The following is a 17,542-nucleotide window of genomic DNA, read 5'->3' as shown; positions in this document are numbered from 1 at the left end:
CGTTATCAACCGCCTCGTACGTCAACCGCGGGGGGAGACGCTGCTCCAGGGCAGGGTCAGCTCGCCGAGCCGCCAGCGGCCGGGACCGCCGGTCGGCGGGGTCGTCTCCACCGGCCAGTCGCGCGCCAGCAGCTCGGCCGCCTTGATCCAGCGCTGGCGCGTGCCGTACGCGCCGAAGGAGGCGCAGGTCGCCCAGGCGCGGTCCCAGTCGGCGAGGAACGCGTGGATCCGCTCGCCGGGCACGTTGCGGTGGATCAGCGTCTTGGGCAGGCGTTCGGCCAGGTCGGAGGGGCGTCCGAAGCCGGTGAACCGGGCCGCGAGGGTGAGCGTGCGCGGCCCCTCCGCGCCGAGCGCCACCCAGGTCGCCCGGTGGCCGACCTCAGAGCAGGTGCCCTCCACGAGCACGCCCGAGGGATGCAGGCCGGCCCGCAGCCGGTGCCAGTGCTCCCACGCCTCGGCCTCGCCGTACTGCCGCAGCACGTTGAAGGCGCGCACGATCATCGGCGGCCGGGGGACCGGCAGCTCGAAGCCGCCCCTGACGAACGACAACCCCTCCCGCTCGTACGGCTTGGCCGCCGCGACCCGCTCGGGGGCGATCTCCACGCCCACCACCTCGACCGTCGGGCAGACCCGGCGCAGCCGGGTGAACAGCTCCGTCGTCGTGGTGTGGGACGCGCCGTAGCCGAGGTCCACGACCAGCGGCGCCGCCCCCGCCCTGGCCGAGCGCAGCAGCGGGCCGTACACGGCGGCGATCCAGCGGTCGCAGCGGCGCAGCCGGTTGTGCCCGGTGGTGCCCCGCGTGACCGCGCCGACGGGCCGGCCCGGGCGCGCCGGCCTCATGTCCCCGCTGCGACCCGGTGCACCTTGTGCTGGGCGGCCTGCGCGCGGGGCCGGACGACCAGCCTGTCGATGTTCACGTGCGACGGGCGGGTCACGGCGAAGGCGATCACGTCGGCGACGTCGTCCGCGGTCAGCGGGTCGGGGACGCCCTCGTAGACCTTGGCGGCCCGCTCGGCGTCGCCGCGGAAGCGGGTCAGCGCGAACTCGTCGGTCTTCACCATGCCCGGCGCGATCTCGACGACCCGCACCGGGTCGCCGCACAGCTCCAGGCGGAGGGTCTCGGTCATCGAGGTCTGCGCGTGCTTGGCCGCGCAGTAGCCGCCGCCCCCCTCGTACGACACCAGCCCGGCCGTCGAGGTGAGCATCACGAGCACGCCGTCGCCCGACGCGATGAGCTTCGGCAGCAGGGCCCTGGTCATGCGCAGGCTCCCGAGCACGTTCACGTCGTACATGCGCTGCCAGTCGTCCACCCGGCCCTCGGCCACCGGTTCGAGCCCGAACGCGCCGCCCGCGTTGTTGACCAGGACGTCGCAGCGGTCCAGCGAGGAGGCCAGCGCGTCCACCGACGCCTGGTCGGTCACGTCCAGCGTCACCGGGCGGATGCCGGGCACCTCGGCCGCGAGCTCGTCGAGACGGTCGCGCCGTCGCGCCGCCGCCACAACCCGGTATCCCTCCGCGGCGAGCCGGCGGGCCGTCGCCTCGCCGATGCCGCTGCTCGCGCCGGTCACCACCGCGGTCCTGACCACGGTCTCGGTCGCCCCGGGACCGGTCGCGGGACCGGTCGCGGGATTGGTCATCGTCACCGCCATCGTCCTTCCATATCGCCTCAATCGGCAGGCGACATCCTCTCAGGACCCCCGGCGCTCACAGATGTCGGGGAATCCGGTGATGATTTTGGTGGTTATAACGCTCTCGGAGGTGGTTCGGGTGTCGGTGTTACGGCGTCGGGTCAACCGCGTCGCGACCATCAGCGTGCACACGTCCCCGCTGGACCAGCCAGGCACGGGGGACGCGGGCGGCATGAATGTCTACATTCTCGAGGTCGCCAAACGGCTCGCGGCGCTGGGCATCGAGGTGGAGATCTTCACCCGCCGCACGGCCCGTGACCTGCCGCCGGTCGCCGAGCTGACCCCGGGCGTGCTCGTCCGCCACGTCACCGCCGGGCCGTACGAGGAGCTCGACCGGGCCGATCTGCCCGGGCAGCTGTGCGGCTTCCTGTCCGGCGTGCTGCGCACCGAGGCGATGTACGACCCCGGCCGCTACGACGTGATCCACTCGCACTACTGGCTGTCGGGCCAGGTGGGCTGGCTGGCCAAGGAGCGCTGGGGCGTGCCGCTCGTGCACACCATGCACACGATGGCCAAGGTGAAGAACCTCCTGCTCGCCGAGGGCGACAAGCCCGAGCCGGCGGTGCGCGTGCTCGGCGAGGAGCAGGTCGTGGAGGTCGCCGACCGCCTGGTCGCCAACACCGCCGCCGAGGCCGAGGAGCTGATCAGCCTGTACGGCGCGCCGCGCGAGCGCGTGGCGGTCGTCAACCCCGGCGTGAACCTCGCCGTCTTCCAGCCCGCGTCAAAGGGTGCGGCACGCCGCCGTCTCGGCCTGCCGCAGGACGCCCACGTGCTGCTCTTCGTGGGCCGCATCCAGCCGCTCAAGGCCCCCGACGTGCTGCTCAGGGCCGCCGCCCGGATGCTCGTGGAGGACCCCTCGCTGCGCTCGCGGCTCCTGGTGGCCTGCGTGGGCGGGCCCAGCGGCAACGGCCTCGCCCGCCCCTCCCTGCTCAGCGACCTCGCGGCCGAGCTGGGCATCACCGACGTCGTACGGCTCGCGCCGCCCGCGCCGCAGCCGGAGCTGGCCGACTGGTATCGGGCCGCCGACGTGACCGTCGTGCCCTCCTACAACGAGTCGTTCGGGCTGGTCGCGCTGGAGTCGCAGGCGTGCGGCACGCCGGTCGTCGCCGCGGCGGTCGGCGGCCTGCGCACGGCCGTCAAGGACGGCGTGTCCGGGGTGCTGGTGGCGGGCCACAATCCGCACGACTGGGCGCGGGAGCTCGCCGTGCTGGCCCGGCGTCCGGACCGGCTCGCCGAGCTGGCCGCCAACGCCGTGCACCACGCCACGGGCTTCGGCTGGTCGGCGACGGCCGCCCGGCTGGCCGACGTCTACGCCGGCGCCATGGCCCAGCTCCACCAGACCCCTGTCGCGGTCAGCTCGTAGTGTGGGGCGTATGAGACCGGATCTGGAAGCGGTCATCGCGTCGGCGCTGGAGTCCGCCGAGCTGTCCTACGAGCGGCCGAAGCCGGGCGCGTTCCTGGTCAGGCTGCCGGGCCAGCACAAGCTCGCCACGCTGACCTGGCTCGTCATCGGCGACCAGGCGCTCAACATCGAGGCGTTCTTCTGCCGGCAGCCCGACGAGAACCACGCCGAGTTCTACCGCTGGCTGCTGCACAAGAACGGCTCGATGTACGGTGTCCACTTCGCCGTCGACGCCACCGGCGACGTGCACCTGGTCGGCCGGCTGCCGCTCGACGCGGTGACCGAGGAGGAGATCGACCGGGTGCTCGGCTGCGTCCTCACCTACTCGGACGAGTCGTTCGACCGCGCGCTGGAGCTGGGCTTCGCGTCGTCCATCAAGCGCGAGTGGGAGTGGCGGGTCAAGCGCGGCGAGTCGCTGGCCAACCTGCGGGCCTTCGCGCGGGTGGTCGAGTCCTGACCAACGGGGCCTCTGCCGCACGCCGATAGGATTGGCCGTATGGCGACTTTGGTGCTGCTGCGGCACGGCGAGAGCGAATGGAATGTCAAAGGCCTGTTCACCGGCTGGGTGGACGTCACACTCTCGCCGACCGGCGAGGAGGAGGCGAGGCGCGGCGGTCAGCTGCTGCTTGAGGCCGGCATCCGGCCCGACGTGGTGCACACCTCGGTGCTCACCCGGGCCATCAAGACCGCCGACCTCGCGCTTGAGGCGGCCGACCTGCTGTGGCTGCCGGTCAAGCGTTCCTGGCGGCTGAACGAGCGCCACTACGGTGCGCTCCAGGGCAAGGACAAGGCCCAGACCCGCGCGGAGTTCGGCGACGAGCAGTTCATGCTGTGGCGCCGGTCCTACGACGTGCCGCCGCCGCCGATCGCCGACGACGACGAGTACTCCCAGCTCGGCGACGGCCGCTACTCCCTGCTGCCCTCCGAGCTGGTGCCGCGCACGGAGTGCCTCAAGGACGTCGTCGCGCGCATGCTGCCGTACTGGTATGACGAGATCGTGCCCGACCTGGCGGCCGGCCGCGACGTGCTGGTGGTGGCGCACGGCAACTCGCTGCGCGCGCTCGTCAAGCACCTGGAGGGCATCAGCGACGCCGACATCGCGGGCCTGAACATCCCCACCGGCATCCCGCTGCGCTACGAGCTGGACGCCGACTTCCGCCCGGTCGGCAAGGGCGAATACCTCGACCCGGAGGCCGCCAAGGCCGCCATCGAGGCCGTCGCCAACCAGGGCAAGAAGTAACCTCTCACGTCTGTCACGAAGGCCGCGTCCCGCTGTGGGGCGCGGCCTTCTGTCACTTGCAGACGACCGCTGTCACTTGTGGACGACCGGCTTCTTCGCCTTACCGGGGAACACCTGGACCAGGAGCTCCACCGCGCCGTCCGGGGGATAGGCCACCTGGTAGACCAGCTCGCGGCCGCGCAGGTGGACCCGGACCCGGTAGGAACCCGGGCCGCGCGTGGTGAGCCCCCTCAGCCTCGTCCCGTAGCCGTCCGACAGCGCCAGGGCTCCGGTGGGGCTCTCGTACCCGACCTCGACCACCGCGATCCGGCGATTCGCCGGATACGCGAAAGCCCCGGCCCCCCGAGGACCGGAGCTTTCGCGCCCCCGTACGCGGCTGAGTCAGCCGGCGGGGGCGTCCAGGTCGCGCGTACCCGTGACCAGGTACACGACGTCGGCGGCGACGCGTACGGCGTGGTCGGCGTACCGCTCGTAGTAGCGGCCGGCCAGCGTGATGTCGATGGCGGCCTCGACGCCGTGCTCCCAGTCCTTGGAGAGCAGGACGCGGAAGAGACGGCGGTGACGGCGGTCCATCGCGTCGTCGTCCTCCTCCAGCTCCTTGGCGAGCTCGATGTCGCGGGAGGCGATGCAGCTGCCCGCCTTGGTGATCAGGTTCTCGGCGATGGCGCCCATCTCCACGAACGTGTCACGCAGCTCGGCCGGGATGGCGGATTCGGGGTGGCGCATGCGGGCGAGCTTGGCGATGTGCTCGGCGAGGTCGCCCATACGCTCCAGATCGGCGGCCATCCGCAGGGCGGTGATGACGTTACGCAGGTCGACCGCCACCGGCTGCTGCGTGGCCATCAGCTCGAAGATCGAGGCTTCGAGTTCCTGGTGCAGCCGGTCGACCTCGTTGTCCTGGGAGATGACGCTCTCCGCCAGCTGGAGGTCGGCGTCGAGCAGGGCGGTCGTCCCCCTCGACATGGCCGACCGCACCAGGCGGGTCATCTCCACCAGGCGGTCGGTCAGGGCCGCAAGCTCTTCGTGATAGGCGTCGCGCATGGCCGCCACGCTACGCGCGCGTCTGTGAACGAATTCCGACCGCCGGATGAACTTTTCCGGAAACAGGGCGTAGTGCCAGGTCGGGCAGGTGGAACAACCAGAAATGCCGCCTAGGCTGCTGAATGTGAACGAGTTGCTGGCGAGCTTGGCGGCGATGGGCGGATTCGTCCTCGGCTCCTTCGTCATGCTCGCGATCCGACGGCAGGCGGACAAGCCCCGCACACCGGAACCGGTGGACGACGGCCTGCCTCCGGGGGTGGCGTCGGTGCTCGCCGTGCTGCCCTCCTCGGCGGTCGTCCTCGACCGCGAAGACCGCGTGCTGCGCGCCAGTTCGGCCGCGCGGGCCTTCGGTCTCGTACGCGGTGAGTCGCTCATGGCGGCCGAGTTACTCGCACTGGCCAGGAAGGTCCGCAGGGACGGCGAGATCCGCGAGAGCGAGATCGAGACCGCCGGCCGCAAGTTCGGGCAGGAGTCCACGTCGTTCGCGGTGCGGGTCGCTCCGCTGGGCACCCACGGGCAGGTGCTCGTGCTCGCTGAGGACCAGACCGAGCGGCAGCGGGTCGAGGCGGTGCGCAGGGACTTCGTGGCGAACGTCAGCCACGAGCTCAAGACGCCGGTCGGCGCGCTGAGCCTGCTCGCCGAGACCGTCGAGGACGCGGCCGACGACCCCGAGGCCGTACGGCGGTTCGCCGGCCGGATGCAGCACGAGGCCGCCCGCCTCACCTACCTGGTGCAGGACCTGATCACGCTGTCGCGGATCCAGGGCGGGGAGCCCATCCCGGCGCCCGAGCAGGTGTCCGTGGACGAGGCCGTGCACGAGGCCATCGACCGGTGCAACACGAAGGCGTCGGCCAAGGACATCGCGCTCGTCGCGGGCGGCACCGAGGGCCTCAAGGTCTGGGGCGACGACGAGCTGCTCGTCACCGCGCTGCGCAACCTCATCGACAACGCCGTCGCCTACAGCCCCGAGCACACCCGCGTCGTGATCAGCGCGAGGCCGGCCGGGGACACGGTCGAGGTGAGCGTGAGCGACCAGGGCATCGGCATCCCGGAAAGCGCGCAGGAGCGCATCTTCGAGCGGTTCTTCCGCGTCGACGCGGCCAGGTCCCGGGCCACCGGCGGCACCGGGCTCGGTCTCGCGATCGTCAAACACGTGGCCGTCGCCCACGGCGGCGAGGTCACGGTGTGGAGCAAAGAGGGCTCCGGCTCGACCTTCACTCTTCGCCTTCCCGCGTTCGGCGGTCAGGCGGTCCCCGTACCAAGCACGACCATTCCCCAGGAGGCCGCTCAGTGACTCGGGTACTCGTCGTCGAGGACGAGGAGTCGTTCTCGGACGCCTTGTCGTACATGCTGAGGAAAGAGGGGTACGAGGTCGCGGTGGCGGCCACCGGCCCCGACGCGCTGGACGCGTTCGACCGCAACGGCGCCGATCTCGTCCTGCTCGACCTGATGCTCCCGGGCCTGCCCGGCACCGAGGTGTGCCGCTCGCTCAGGCAGCGGTCGAAGGTGCCGGTCATCATGCTGACCGCCAAGGACAGCGAGATCGACAAGGTCGTCGGCCTCGAACTCGGCGCCGACGACTACGTGACCAAGCCGTTCTCGTCCCGCGAGCTGGTGGCGCGCATCCGCGCGGTGCTGCGCCGGCAGGGCGACGTCGAGGAGGTGGAGTCGGCCGTCCTGACCGGGGGACCGGTCCGCATGGACGTCGACCGGCACATCGTGGCCGTGCGCGGCCGGCAGGTGCAGCTCCCGCTGAAGGAGTTCGAGCTGCTGGAGGTGCTGCTGCGCAACGCCGGGCGGGTGCTCACCCGCGGTCAGCTCATCGACCGGGTCTGGGGCGCCGACTACGTGGGCGACACCAAGACCCTCGACGTGCACGTGAAGCGGCTGCGGGCCAAGGTCGAGGCCGACCCGTCCAACCCCCGCTGCATCCTCACCGTGCGTGGTCTGGGCTACAAGTTCGACCCCGCCGACGAGTGAGCCTGTAAGGGCTCGTACGGCTCACGCGGCCCCTCGGACGGAAAGGAGCCCCTGTCCGGCCGGACAGGGGCTCCTGCGCGTCTACAGGACGTCCAGATGGACGTCCGCACGGCCGTCAGCCGGCGTTCTCGGCGGGCGTACCAGTGGAGGTGCCCTCGGTGGTCTCCGGGGGGGCGGCGTCCGACGGCACCGGGCTCCCGGTGGCGGGCGGGGCCGTGGGCGTGGCCGTCAGCGCCGGAGGCAGCGTCGCGTACTCGCGGCTGCGGGCGATGACCGGCACGGTGAGCGAGATGTCGCCGGCGTTCTTGAACTGGAGCGAGAGCTTGATGCTCTCGCCGCCGCGCAGCGCCGTCTTCAGGCCGTCGACCGTGACCCCGGGGGTCTTGACGAGCACGCCCGGCTGGAGGTCGATGGGGCTCTGCACGTTGACCGAGGTGGCCTTCTGTTCCTCGGGGACGATGCTGGTGAGCTGGTCGTCCGTTCCCGTGCTGTTCAGGAGAGTCAGGTAGAGCGGCGCCGACCCGCCCTCGGCGAGCTGCTGGCCGGAGTCGGGCCCGAGGATGAACGCCTGCGGGATCATGACGCCGTTCTTGCCGTATGCCTTGTCGGGGCCGTCGCCGTCATAGAGGACACCCGCCTCATTCGGGGCGTACGGCGCGTTGGTGTTGGCGTCGAAACCGGCGCCACACGCGGCCAGTGCAGGGATGGCGGCGGCGAGGAGCGCGGCAACGGCGATCGCCCTGCGACGGCTGCTGCTGGTCACGGTTCGAGGTCTCCTTGGTACGCACGTGTATGGGCAGCAATCACCTTATCCGCGCCGGTCACCGGTCCGGCGTCGGCTCCCGGTCCACAGGCCGCAGCAGTGCAGGTCACCCGGTATGTCCTGTATGCCGATTCACAGAGTGGATGGCTTGTCAAGCCCCAAAACGAGGCTTTGACCTGCAGTTATGTTCCTTTCACTGTTCCGGGAGGCGGTAACCGCGTGGTACCCTGGAGTACAGCGGAAGGGGTACTCGTCACATGACTTTCCAGGTCGGCGACACTGTCGTCTACCCCCACCATGGGGCTGCTCGGATCGAGGCCATCACGACCCGAACCATCAAGGGTGAGGAAAAGACCTACCTGGTGCTGAAGGTCGACAAGGGCGACCTGACCGTACAGGTACCAGCGGAAAATGCCGAGCTCGTCGGTGTGCGCGACGTCGTCGGCCAAGAGGGACTCGAGCGGGTCTTCGACGTGCTGCGCATGCCGCACACGGAGGAGCCCACCAACTGGTCCCGCCGCTACAAGGCCAACCTTGAGAAGCTGGCGTCGGGGGACGTCAACAAGGTGGCCGAGGTGGTGCGTGACCTGTGGCGGCGCGACAAGGAGCGCGGCCTGTCCGCCGGTGAGAAGCGCATGCTCGCCAAGGCCCGCCAGATCCTCGTCAGCGAGCTCGCGCTGGCCGAGAAGACCAACGAGGACAAGGCGGAGGCCCTGCTCGACGAGGTGCTGAACTCCTGAACATCACATCGCCAAGGGTGGGCGTCGGAGTCGACGTCCACCCTTTCGCATCAGGTAGGGAGCTTCACCTCGCCGGCCTTTTCTGGCCGGGGGAGACCGGGCTTGCCGGTCACTCCGACGGCGACGCCGCGGCGCACGCCTGCTGCGACGCGCTGCTGTCGGCGGCCGGGCTCGGAGACGTGGGCGCGCTCTTCGGCACCTCCGATCCCCGCTGGGCGGGTGCCGCCGGTGTGACCCTCCTGGAGGAGGCGGCCCGCCAGGTGCGGGCGGCGGGATTCGAGATCGGCAACGTGGCCGTCCAGATCATCGGGAACCGCCCGAAGGTCGCACCTCGCCGTGCGGAGGCGGAGAAGGCCCTCGGGGCCGCCGCAGGGGCGCCGGTGAGCGTCAGCGCGACCACGACCGACGGCCTCGGGCTCACCGGTCGCGGCGAGGGCGTCGCGGCCATCGCGACCGCTCTGATCATCCCGGTCTGAAGGTCCTCTCGGCATGAATGTTCCGTTCCAATCGGACATGCCAACCAGAATGAGACCCGGAGCGTCTCACTAACGCGTGGGCGGCGGCTCGAACCAAGGCGCGGAATCGAGCCGCCGCCCTCTTTTTTCTTTCATGGGACGCATATTTCCCTTCCATGGGGTAGCCCACTGTCCGAGGATGAAAGGGTCACCCTTATCGGGAGGTCGATATGACAATCGAGTCCATTCTCGGCGCCATCGTCATCGGTGCGGTCATCGGCGCTCTGGGCCGACTGCTCCTGCCGGGCCGCCAGCCGATCGGCTGGATCCTGACGATCGTCGTCGGTATCGTCGCGGCGCTCATCGGCACCGCGATCGCCCAGGTCCTGGGCGTGGCGACGACGGATGGCATCGACTGGATCGAACTGGTCATGCAGGTCGTACTGGCCGTCGTGGGCGTCGGCATCGTCGCCGGCCTCAAGCGAGGGTCGCGGGTGTAAGGCATTCACTCGGTGGGGCGGCCCCCCGCCCTCACCCCCTAGCGCGCAGGCCCGTCCGGCTGGTTCTCCAGCCGGGCGGGCCTACGCGCTTCAGCAGATGGAGCGCTGCTGTCCAGGTGGGTGTCGTTCAGGTGGGCGCTGTGCGGCGGGGTGCTGTAGCCGGGGCGGTCAGGCGGGCGGGCGGGGCGTGCTGCGCATCCGACCGGACGGAGGCGCCATCGGGACATCGCTGTTTCCGTCGGTGTCTTTCCCGGTGTCCCCGGCTTCCGGCGCGTCCTGGCCGCCTTGCGCGGCGTACGGCTCGCGCCCGCCGTCCTGCTCGCCGGGATCGGCGCAGTCGGACGCGTGGGCGGGATCCGGCACGTCCCTGATCTGGCGGAGCGGCTGGGTGTCGACGCCCGCCTCGTCTTCGGCCCGCTCCGGTTCGGCGTCGGCGGGCTCGTCCGGTTTGGGGCGGGGGTGCACGAGGACGTCACCGGTGTGCGGCCGTACGAGGTCGCCCCAGCGCACGGGACGGTTGCGGCGGGGCTGCGCCGGGCTGCCACCCGTCTCGGCGGGGGCGGGTGCCTCCGGAGCGGGCTGGGCGGCCGTCTCGGCGCCGGGCTCCGTCACGGCCGGCTCCGTCACGGCCGGCTCTGCGGCGGCCGGTTCTGTTACGACGGGCTCCGTGATGGCAGGTTCTGCGGCGGCCGGTTCGGCCTGTTCAGTGACGGGCGGGGTGTGGGGCGCCGCCGTCGGAGGTACGACCGGCAGGGCATCGGGCTCGTCATCCGCCTGGTCCGCGACCGTCTCGGATGCGGTTTCCTGCGCGGGTTCGGAGACGTCTTCCCTGATCGCCTCGGATGGCAGCCGTACGCCGTCCTCATCCTCGGCCTGCGGATCCTCGGCCTGCGGAGGGGCGACGGGCAGCGGCGGGGCGAGCTCGGGCGGCGCGACGGTCTCCGAGACCGGGCTGACCGGCAGCGGAGGGACGTAGCCGGGGGGTGCCACGGCCTCGGGAACCGGCTGCAGGGGCGGCGCGCCGTGCTCCTCAGTGACGGCGTGCACGGCAGCGGTGTGCGGGTGCGCGGGGGCAGGGCGCGGGTGCGCGGGAGCGGGGTGTGCGGTGTGCGGGTTTTCGGGGCCGGAGGGGGCGGTGACGTCGGGCGCGGATGTGGGGCGCTCTCGCGCGGCCACCGGATAGGGAGAGGTGACGGCGGTCCGGCGCTCGCGCGCGCCGTCGAAGGGCACCAGGTCGTCATCGGAGTCGTCGTCGGACTCGTCATCAAGGTCGTCGTCCAGATCGGCCCGGTTGGTGCGCACGTGCTTCAGCAGGAGCAGCAGCAGCCACAGTCCGACGGCGAGCATCACCCAGGGCGCCAACGCGACGACGAGCGCGGAGGCGTCGGGGTCGAAGGAGATGCCGACGGCGGTCGCGGCGTTCGCGGCGGCGGCCGACGCCAGGAGCAGGATCAGGACGAAGCCCGCCTGGAAGCGGACCAGGAAGCGCGCGCCCCGCAGCAACGGCACGCTGACCAGGGCGACGACCAGCAGAACGTCGAACGCCGAGGGGTACAGGTAGGCGAGCTGCGGCTCGGCACGCCCGGAGACGGCCAGAGCCCGCAGGTCGTCGAAGGACAGCGCGCAGGCGATCCCCGCGAGAACCGCGATGGCGGCGCCTGCGAGGCCGATGGCCAGGCGGCGCAGCACCAGCGGGAATCCGGAGGGGGTGTTTCGGGACGGGCGGGAGGCCGTGCCTGCCGCGCCGGGGGGAGTCACGTCCATGGCGTTTCGAGCCTACAGAATCGGAGTGACGATCGATCGCAATCGCGTGATCACCCGCTTCGTGTCGGTAATCGTGATCATCGGCTTCGTGACGGTAATCAACGACCGCGCCGGGAACCTTCGACGCGCTCTCGTTGCGCCCGGCCCCGCCCGGCTCGGCCCTGCCTTGGCCCGGCTCGCTTCGGGTCCTGGCCCCCGGCTGCCCCCGATCTGGTTCCCGCGCGGCTCGGTTTGGCACCCCCGGGTCCGGTTAGGTTCCGGCCCGCCCTGGCGCGGTCCGGCTCGGTTCGGCCCCAGCTCAGGGCAACCGGCTCCGATCCGGCTCCGGCTCCGGGTCCGGCTCCGGTCCGGCGCGGTATTGGCGACGCTGCGTGTCCGGCCGGGCTTCGTGCCGGTCCGATGAAGCCCGCGCGGCCGGCCGTACAGATCGTGACGGGTTTTGTTTCGGGTTATATCGGGACTTATGTGTCGGAAGTTTCCATGATCGGCCGCATCAAGCCGTTCACGGACGCCCAACTAGCCCTGTGCTGTGCTGCCAGGCGTTAGCCTTGCCTTCGTGAGCCTGCACTTCTACGACACCAGCACGCGTACGGTCCGTGAATTCGTACCGGTCGAGCCCGGCCGGGTCTCGATGTATCTGTGTGGTGCGACCGTTCAGGCTCCGCCGCACATCGGGCACATCAGGTCCGGCGTGAACTTCGACGTGCTTCGCCGGTGGCTGACGCGGCAGGGCTACGACGTGACCTTCTGCCGCAACGTCACGGATCTCGACGACAAGATCATCAGGGTGGCCGCCGAGGAAGGCGTGCCCTGGTTCGTCGTCGCCGAGCGCAACCAGCGCGCCTTCACCTGGGCGTACGACCAGCTCGGTTGCCTGCCGCCGACTGTCGAGCCCCGGGCCATGGGTCACGTGCCCGAGATGATCGAGCTGATGCGGCGACTGATCGACAAGGGTCACGCGTACGCGGCGGGTGGCGACGTCTACTTCGACGTGATGTCCTACGCCGACCGATACGGCAAGCTCTCCAACCAGAAGCTGGAGAACATGTGGGCGGCGGGGGACACCGACACCGACTCGCTCAAGCGTGACCCGCGCGACTTCGCGCTGTGGAAGGGTGCCAAGCCCGGTGAGCCCACGTGGCCGACGCCGTGGGGCAAGGGCCGTCCCGGCTGGCACCTGGAGTGCTCGGCCATGGCGACCAAATATCTCGGGAGCACGTTCGACATCCACGGCGGCGGGGTCGACCTGATCTTCCCGCACCACGAGAACGAGATCGCCCAGTCGCAGGCGGCGGGCGACGGCTTCGCGCGCTACTGGCTGCACAACGGGCTGCTCACGCTCGGCGGCGAGAAGATGAGCAAGTCGCTCGGCAACTCGCTGTTGATCCCCGACATGCTCCGCAAGGTGCGCGCGGTCGAGCTCCGCTACTACCTGGTCGCGGCGCACTACCGCTCGCCGATCGACTACTCCGACGAGGCGCTCCAGGAGGCGGCGGCCGGCTACCGCCGGATCGAGGGGTTCGTCACACGGGCGGCCGAGGTGATCCACGACGTGGACGCCGCCGCGCCGCTGCCCCAGGCGTTCGTGGACGCCATGGATGACGACCTGAACGTCTCGCAGGCGCTCGCCGTGATCCACGAGGTCGTCCGCGAGGGCAACGTCGCGCTGGCCCAGGGCAACAAGGAGCAGGTCGCCCGGCTTCTCGCCGAGACGCAGAACATGCTCGACGTGCTCGGCCTCGACCCCAGGTCGGCGCAGTGGCGTACGACCGGCGACTCGGGGCTCCGGGAGGTCGTTGACGCGCTCGTGGCCGTGGCGCTGGAGCAGCGACAGGCCGCGCGAGCCCGCAAGGACTACGCGGCGGCCGACGCGATCCGCGACCAGCTCGCGGCGGCAGGGATCGTGGTCGAGGACACCCCGCAGGGCCCGCGGTGGGAGCTGGCACAGTAGGCGTGGCCCTACGCTAGAGACCATGGCGGGAAGGGCTTCAGGGAAGCCGTCGAAGAAGCAGGGGCCGGCAAAGGGCTCGGGTGGCAAGGTCAGGCGCTCCCTTGAGGGCAAGGGAGCGACGCCGCCCGCGCACATGCGGCACTGGTACAAGGACAAGGCCCGCGCCGAGCGGATCGAGCGCGAGGCCCGGGGCGGCGGGAGTTCGTCCTCGCGTACGCCGAGCCGTACGCGCCGGGAGGACGCCCCCGAGATCATCGGTGGGCGCAACCCCGTGCTCGAGGCGCTGCGTGCGCACGTGCCCGCCAACGCGCTGTACGTGGCGCAGCGGATCGACAACGACGATCGCGTGCGTGAGGCCATCAAGCTCGCGGCCGACCGCGGCATCGCGCTGCTGGAGGTCACGAGGGACAAGCTCGACCGGCTGACCGAGAGCACCGTCCACCAGGGCATCGGCCTGCAGGTCCCGCCGTACGACTACGCGCATCCTGAGCAGCTCGTGGAGCGGGCGAGGGACGCCGCCGAGGTGCCGTTGATCGTCGCCCTGGACGGCGTGACCGACCCGCGCAACCTCGGCGCCATCGCGCGCTCGGCGACCGCCTTCGGCGCGCACGGGCTGCTCGTCCCGTCCCGGCGTTCGGCGGGCGTCACCGCCGGGGCGTGGAAGACCTCGGCCGGCACCCTCGCGACCCTCCCCGTCGCCCGCGCGTCGAACCTCACCCAGACGCTCCAGGCGTACCGGGAGGAGGGCCTGTTCGTGATCGGGCTCGACGGCACCGCCACAGTGGACATCGCCGATGTCGAGCTCGCGACCGAGCCGCTCGTCGTGGTCGTCGGCTCGGAGGGCAAGGGCCTGTCCCGCCTGGTCAGGGAGGCGTGCGACCAGATCGCCCGCATCCCCATGAACGCCGCCGCCGAGTCGCTGAACGCCGGTGTGGCCGCCGGGATCGCCCTCTACGAGGTCGCCCAGCATCGTCGCCGGTGATTTCATCGTGACGGTACGGCCCCGGGCCCATTAAACTCGTCTGGGTAGCAGGCCGCCTTAGCTCAATCGGCAGAGCATCTGTCTTGTAAACAGAAGGTCTGGGGTTCGATTCCCCAAGGCGGCTCTCGTACGACAGGCCCCTGATCAGCAGTTTCGCTGTCAGGGGCCTTGTGCTGTCGCGGCTCATCCAGTCTCTTCCGTGCCTTTGGGAGCCACTTCGCGAGGGGTTGTTCAGCCAAGTCGGCGACGTCAGCCATATTGGGTGTGGTGCCGCAGGCGCGTGCTCGAGGGCAATTTTGAGGTGCCGGCCACCGCCCGCGCGCAACGCTGGGACCTCGCCGAAGTCGTTCGTGTCCTGCTGAATGAGGAGGTCGTCGGCCGCGACAGCGCCACCCGACGCAACCGGCGCAAGAGCGCGGGCTTCCCCTCCGGCAACACCTTCTCCTCCTGGTGCAGCCAGGACTCCACGATCAGCGAGGCCACCCAGAACGGCGTGTCCGCCAGGGTTACCGGCGGCATCGGTCAGGTTTGAAGAAGCGCCGGTCGGGCCGCCGCTTCTATCGTCGAGTGACACACGCGCCGGGGTGGCGTCCGGGACCTGCCTGGATGCCTGGCCGGGCACATGATCACCCATGCACCACGTAACCATCTCTTCTAGTGGAGTAAGACATGAAAGCGCACGTCAGCTCGATCCTTCTTGGCGTCCGGGACATGGAGCGGGCCAAGAGGTTTCACGTCGAGGGGCTCGGCTGGAAGATCCAGAAAGACTTCGGCATCTCGGTGTTCTTCGAATCGGACGGAGCCTCGCCTGTCGGCTTCTACAGTCGTGACGGCCTGGCCGCTCAGGTGGGCACGGACAAGGAAGGCAGTGGCTTCAGCGGACTGGTCCTGACCTACGTCGTTCGCAGCCAGGCGCGGGTCGACGAGGTCATGGCGGAGGCCGAGAAGGCCGGTGCAACGATCCTCAAGCCCGCCAGCGCTCTGCCGTGGGGCGGGTACGGCGGCACCTTCGCCGACCCGGACGGCTACATCTGGAGCCTCGGCTACAGCGACCAGGGAACCGACCAGCCGTACGCGGAGTAGTCGCGAACTTTGCCACACAGCCGTCCGAGACGGCGGGGGCGTGTTGCCGCCGCCGTCCCGGACGGCTGTGACCCCGAGTGCCGGTGAACCGGCAGGACGAACAGGAGAAGATCATGAAGTTCCGGACCCACGTTGAGCCACCTGAGCCCATGCGGGGCCTGGAAGTTCCGTCCGAGGTGGTGGCGGCGCTCGGCGGGGGCCCGCGGCCGCCCGTGACGATCACAGTCAACGGGCACTCCTGGAAGAGCCGGGTCGCCCTCCTACGCGGCCGCCACCTGCTCGGTCTCAGCAATGCCAACCGGCAGGCCGCAGGTGTCGCGATCGGCGACGAGGTCGAGGTCGAACTGGAGCTCGACACCGAGCCGCGCGTCGTCGTCGAGCCAGAGGACTTCGCACAGGCTCTGGACGCCGACCCCGTCGCCCGTGCCGCGTACGACGAACTCGCGTACAGCCGCAAGCGTGAGCATGTACGCGCCGTCGAGAGCGCGAAGAAGCCCGAGACGCGTCAGCGGCGTATCGAGAAGGTCATCACCACCCTGCGGGGCTGACCCGAAGGTAAGACTCCGGCGGCGATGCAATCACCGTGCGGAGGCATCACATTGTGTGGCACGGCGGGGAACCGCTCACCATCGGCGTCAGCCGGTTCACCGCGATGCCGGCCCCGTTCGAGGAGTCGTGCGAGCAGCGCCGCATCCGCCACCACCTGCAGACCAACGCCACCCTGATTTCCGCGGAGGTCAGCACGAGGGCGGGGCCGTCCGGCGTCGGGAGAGCGCGGTTGTGCCCCGAGCCTACGGTCCGGGGCCTCCCGGCGGCCTGCGGAGCCGGCTCGCCTACGCTCGTCGTGAGCGGCAACACCGCCGCCGACGGGCTGTTTCCCGTCTTCGAGCAGGTCTTCATCTCTAGGTGGGAGCGGAGCACACCCGTATGACCGTTGACGCCCGCGCGCTGCTGCCGATAGCCGAGCAGGCCGTCACCATCGCCGGCCACATCATCACGACCAAGCTCCCCGGAGTGGTCACCGCCAAAGGCGACCGCGACATGGTCACCGAAGTGGACTACGCCATCGAGCACGCCGTACGCGACTTCCTGTCACGGGAAACCCCGGAGATCGGGTTCCTGGGAGAGGAGGAAGGCATCACCAATGCCGGCGATGGCATCATGTGGGCGCTCGATCCCCTCGACGGCACCGCCAACTTCACCCACGGCATCCCGCTGTGCGGGACCTCGCTTGGCCTGATCGACCACGACCGCTCCATCCTCGGCGTGATCGACCTCCCCTTCCTGAGCACGCGTTACGCGGCAGCGGAAGCCGCCGGAGCCACCGCCAACGGCCGGCCGATCAGCGCGAGCATCACCGACGCCCTGGAGGCCGCCATCGTCTCCGTCGGCGACTACGCCGTAGGTGAGGACGCCGAGGCCAGGAACCGCGTCCGGCTTCCGCTCAACTACCAGCTCGCCGCCCGGGTGCAGCGCGTGCGCATGTTCGGCTCCGCCGCCGTCGATCTCGCCTGGGTCGCGGACGGCAAGACCGACGCCTGCATCATGCTGTCCAACAACCCCTGGGACACCGCCGCAGGCGTCGCCATCGCCCGCGAAGCCGGAGCAATCGTCACCGACATCGACGGCACCCCGCACACGATGAGGTCCCGAGTAACCATCGCCGCGACCCCGAAGATCCTGGCCGACCTGGTCGAACTCGTCGCAGAAGCCGAAAAGGACGCGGACCGTAAGGTCTAGCCGGCTCTGTTGGGGGTCGCCCCGGGCCGACGAGGCGTGCGCTGGGTGTGTCACTGTGAACGTTTTTCATCCGCCGGGCGGCTAAGCCGGTCACAGCATGATCGCGATGCTCGGGTTTTCCTCATGATGTGGCGAAGCTCCTGGTAGACGGGTTGATCACCACAACCATCACCGTCATCGCCAGGAGCTTCGGGTGCTGTTCTATCGTGCTGC

21 protein-coding genes and 1 tRNA gene are annotated in these 17,542 nt (G+C 70.3%); 16 read left to right on the top strand and 6 right to left on the bottom strand.

All coding sequences use genetic code 11. From position 1 onward, the window contains the following. Positions 1–21 precede the first annotated feature (21 nt). Positions 22–840: a class I SAM-dependent methyltransferase gene (locus FLV34_RS32000; protein ID WP_142651476.1), complete on the bottom strand. Its 819-nt coding sequence runs from the start codon at positions 838–840 to the stop codon at positions 22–24. Then, positions 837–1,586 carry an SDR family NAD(P)-dependent oxidoreductase gene (locus FLV34_RS31995; RefSeq protein WP_221890018.1) on the bottom strand — a complete coding sequence of 250 codons (750 nt, stop codon included), beginning with the start codon at positions 1,584–1,586 and terminating at the stop codon, positions 837–839. Before FLV34_RS31995 ends, FLV34_RS32000 begins: the two co-directional genes overlap by 4 nt. Before the next feature lie 181 nt (positions 1,587–1,767). Between FLV34_RS31995 and mshA the strand changes: the two genes are divergently transcribed. Genes mshA through FLV34_RS31980 form a run of 3 tightly spaced genes read left to right on the top strand, consistent with a single transcriptional unit; the run spans position 1,768 to position 4,330 of the window. Continuing rightward, positions 1,768–3,051 (top strand): D-inositol-3-phosphate glycosyltransferase, encoded by a 1,284-nt coding sequence (gene mshA / locus FLV34_RS31990; protein ID WP_260617507.1) that lies wholly within the window; start codon positions 1,768–1,770, stop codon positions 3,049–3,051. Positions 3,052–3,061: 10 nt separating this feature from the next. Next, a complete protein-coding gene (locus FLV34_RS31985; RefSeq protein ID WP_142651474.1) occupies positions 3,062–3,547 on the top strand; it encodes a YbjN domain-containing protein in 486 nt (161 codons plus the stop codon). Positions 3,548–3,586: 39 nt separating this feature from the next. After that, positions 3,587–4,330 (top strand): phosphoglyceromutase, encoded by a 744-nt coding sequence (locus FLV34_RS31980; RefSeq protein ID WP_142651473.1) that lies wholly within the window; start codon positions 3,587–3,589, stop codon positions 4,328–4,330. Positions 4,331–4,402: 72 nt separating this feature from the next. Here FLV34_RS31980 and FLV34_RS31975 read toward each other — a convergent pair whose 3' ends face one another. Next, positions 4,403–4,630 carry a hypothetical protein gene (locus FLV34_RS31975; RefSeq protein WP_142651472.1) on the bottom strand — a complete coding sequence of 76 codons (228 nt, stop codon included), beginning with the start codon at positions 4,628–4,630 and terminating at the stop codon, positions 4,403–4,405. A gap of 81 nt (positions 4,631–4,711) precedes the next feature. Further along, entirely contained in the window at positions 4,712–5,371 is a 660-nt protein-coding gene (phoU, locus tag FLV34_RS31970) for a phosphate signaling complex protein PhoU (protein ID WP_142651471.1), read from the bottom strand. 184 nt (positions 5,372–5,555) lie between these two features. On the opposite strand from phoU, the gene FLV34_RS31965 reads away from it, so the two are divergent. Beyond that, positions 5,556–6,665 carry a cell wall metabolism sensor histidine kinase WalK gene (locus FLV34_RS31965; protein ID WP_240972085.1) on the top strand — a complete coding sequence of 370 codons (1,110 nt, stop codon included), beginning with the start codon at positions 5,556–5,558 and terminating at the stop codon, positions 6,663–6,665. Continuing rightward, the gene (locus FLV34_RS31960) at positions 6,662–7,351 is read left to right on the top strand and encodes a response regulator transcription factor (protein WP_142651470.1); all 690 of its coding nucleotides are present in this window, start codon (positions 6,662–6,664) and stop codon (positions 7,349–7,351) included. The genes FLV34_RS31965 and FLV34_RS31960 overlap by 4 nt, the downstream gene beginning before the upstream one ends. Before the next feature lie 115 nt (positions 7,352–7,466). Here the strand turns inward: FLV34_RS31960 and FLV34_RS31955 are convergent, their stop codons facing one another. After that, positions 7,467–8,114 (bottom strand): copper chaperone PCu(A)C, encoded by a 648-nt coding sequence (locus FLV34_RS31955; protein ID WP_261985977.1) that lies wholly within the window; start codon positions 8,112–8,114, stop codon positions 7,467–7,469. 257 nt (positions 8,115–8,371) lie between these two features. On the opposite strand from FLV34_RS31955, the gene FLV34_RS31950 reads away from it, so the two are divergent. The 3 genes from FLV34_RS31950 to FLV34_RS31940 all read left to right on the top strand — a co-directional run bounded on the left by FLV34_RS31950 (position 8,372) and on the right by FLV34_RS31940 (position 9,809). Next, the gene (locus FLV34_RS31950; protein ID WP_030510364.1) at positions 8,372–8,854 is read left to right on the top strand and encodes a CarD family transcriptional regulator; all 483 of its coding nucleotides are present in this window, start codon (positions 8,372–8,374) and stop codon (positions 8,852–8,854) included. A gap of 17 nt (positions 8,855–8,871) precedes the next feature. Beyond that, positions 8,872–9,330, top strand: a complete 459-nt coding sequence (gene ispF, locus FLV34_RS31945; protein WP_142651468.1) for a 2-C-methyl-D-erythritol 2,4-cyclodiphosphate synthase — start codon at positions 8,872–8,874, stop codon at positions 9,328–9,330. Positions 9,331–9,539: 209 nt separating this feature from the next. Continuing rightward, complete coding sequence (locus FLV34_RS31940; protein WP_142651467.1) at positions 9,540–9,809, top strand: GlsB/YeaQ/YmgE family stress response membrane protein; 270 nt, start codon at positions 9,540–9,542, stop codon at positions 9,807–9,809. Between the two features lie 168 nt (positions 9,810–9,977). Here the strand turns inward: FLV34_RS31940 and FLV34_RS31935 are convergent, their stop codons facing one another. After that, positions 9,978–11,573 (bottom strand): DUF2637 domain-containing protein, encoded by a 1,596-nt coding sequence (locus FLV34_RS31935; RefSeq protein ID WP_147944870.1) that lies wholly within the window; start codon positions 11,571–11,573, stop codon positions 9,978–9,980. Positions 11,574–12,129: 556 nt separating this feature from the next. On the opposite strand from FLV34_RS31935, the gene cysS reads away from it, so the two are divergent. From cysS to FLV34_RS31895, 8 genes are all read left to right on the top strand, one after another. Further along, positions 12,130–13,524, top strand: a complete 1,395-nt coding sequence (gene cysS / locus FLV34_RS31930; protein WP_142651465.1) for a cysteine--tRNA ligase — start codon at positions 12,130–12,132, stop codon at positions 13,522–13,524. Between the two features lie 22 nt (positions 13,525–13,546). Further along, on the top strand, positions 13,547–14,506 hold the full coding sequence (gene rlmB / locus FLV34_RS31925) for a 23S rRNA (guanosine(2251)-2'-O)-methyltransferase RlmB (RefSeq protein ID WP_142651464.1): 960 nt from the start codon (positions 13,547–13,549) through the stop codon (positions 14,504–14,506). A gap of 51 nt (positions 14,507–14,557) precedes the next feature. Then, positions 14,558–14,630: transfer RNA gene (locus FLV34_RS31920), tRNA-Thr, on the top strand. Positions 14,631–14,786: 156 nt separating this feature from the next. Continuing rightward, positions 14,787–15,038, top strand: a complete 252-nt coding sequence (locus tag FLV34_RS31915) for a hypothetical protein (RefSeq protein WP_222709693.1) — start codon at positions 14,787–14,789, stop codon at positions 15,036–15,038. Between the two features lie 137 nt (positions 15,039–15,175). Further along, positions 15,176–15,589 (top strand): VOC family protein, encoded by a 414-nt coding sequence (locus FLV34_RS31910; RefSeq protein ID WP_147944869.1) that lies wholly within the window; start codon positions 15,176–15,178, stop codon positions 15,587–15,589. A gap of 113 nt (positions 15,590–15,702) precedes the next feature. After that, positions 15,703–16,137, top strand: a complete 435-nt coding sequence (locus FLV34_RS31905) for a YdeI/OmpD-associated family protein (protein WP_142651462.1) — start codon at positions 15,703–15,705, stop codon at positions 16,135–16,137. 35 nt (positions 16,138–16,172) lie between these two features. Beyond that, a complete protein-coding gene (locus tag FLV34_RS31900) occupies positions 16,173–16,520 on the top strand; it encodes a hypothetical protein (protein ID WP_142651461.1) in 348 nt (115 codons plus the stop codon). Then, a complete protein-coding gene (locus FLV34_RS31895) occupies positions 16,517–17,329 on the top strand; it encodes an inositol monophosphatase family protein (RefSeq protein ID WP_147944868.1) in 813 nt (270 codons plus the stop codon). The genes FLV34_RS31900 and FLV34_RS31895 overlap by 4 nt, the downstream gene beginning before the upstream one ends. Positions 17,330–17,542 lie beyond the last annotated feature (213 nt).

It is taken from the genome of Microbispora sp. CSR-4 (assembly GCF_008033685.1).
In the GTDB taxonomy this organism is placed as follows: Bacteria; Actinomycetota; Actinomycetes; order Streptosporangiales; family Streptosporangiaceae; genus Microbispora.
The sequence above is the reverse complement of the archived record's forward strand: the minus strand, read 5'-3'. Positions and strand labels throughout refer to the sequence as shown.